Origin of the sequence: Asaia sp. As-1742 (assembly GCF_011753235.1) — a bacterium.
Taxonomy (GTDB): domain Bacteria; phylum Pseudomonadota; class Alphaproteobacteria; order Acetobacterales; family Acetobacteraceae; genus Asaia; species Asaia bogorensis_B.
In genome coordinates this window covers 1-597 of record NZ_VWWA01000056.1, presented here as the reverse complement: position 1 = coordinate 597, position 597 = coordinate 1, and the positions used below count along the sequence as shown (strand labels likewise).

1 protein-coding gene and 1 pseudogene are annotated in these 597 nt (G+C 58.0%); both read right to left on the bottom strand.

The window, feature by feature from the left end; genetic code table 11:
- Position 1: 1 nt before the first annotated feature.
- The gene (locus F3J08_RS16860) at positions 2 to 466 is read right to left on the bottom strand and encodes an IS6 family transposase (protein WP_166931935.1); all 465 of its coding nucleotides are present in this window, start codon (positions 464 to 466) and stop codon (positions 2 to 4) included.
- 4 nt (positions 467 to 470) lie between these two features.
- Positions 471 to 597: pseudogene (locus tag F3J08_RS16855) on the bottom strand (IS481 family transposase); the annotation flags it as partial.

Genomic DNA, 597 nt, shown 5'->3' with positions numbered 1-597 from the left:
GCTAATGCGACATCTCGACCCGATTGTTCAGGTATCGGCTTTGCCGGTGTTCGACGCTTCTCAGCAGTTCTTTCCTTGCGGCGCCATAGCTGGGGCATTTATCGGTAACCATAACGCGTGGAACGTACTGGAGCCCCTTGAGCAGCTTACGAAAGAAACGCAGGGCCGCCTTTTTATTGCGGCGCGCCTGGAGGAGAACGTCCAGCGTGTTGCCCTCCTGATCCACGGTACGCCAGAAATAATGGATCACTCCCTTGCTCCGCACTAAGACCTCGTCGAGATGCCATTTATCGCCGGGCTTCGCGCGCCTGCGCTTCAGTCTTTTCGCATAGACCGGCCCGAAGCGGTCGTTCCAGGCGCGGATGCTCTCATAGGTGACCTCGATCCCCCGTGCCGCAAGGATCGCCTCGACATCGCGCAGTGAGAGCGAAAACACGTGATACAGCCACACCGCATGGGCGATCACCTCGCTAGGTGTTTGGTCCCGGGTTTTGATGGTGCGGGTTTTGCGTGAATCTTGATGGCTCGTGCTGCCATTGCTGGCAAACGAATTCGTATGGCGTGAGGCCCCGGAGCGTCTTCAGTCGACGTGCGAAA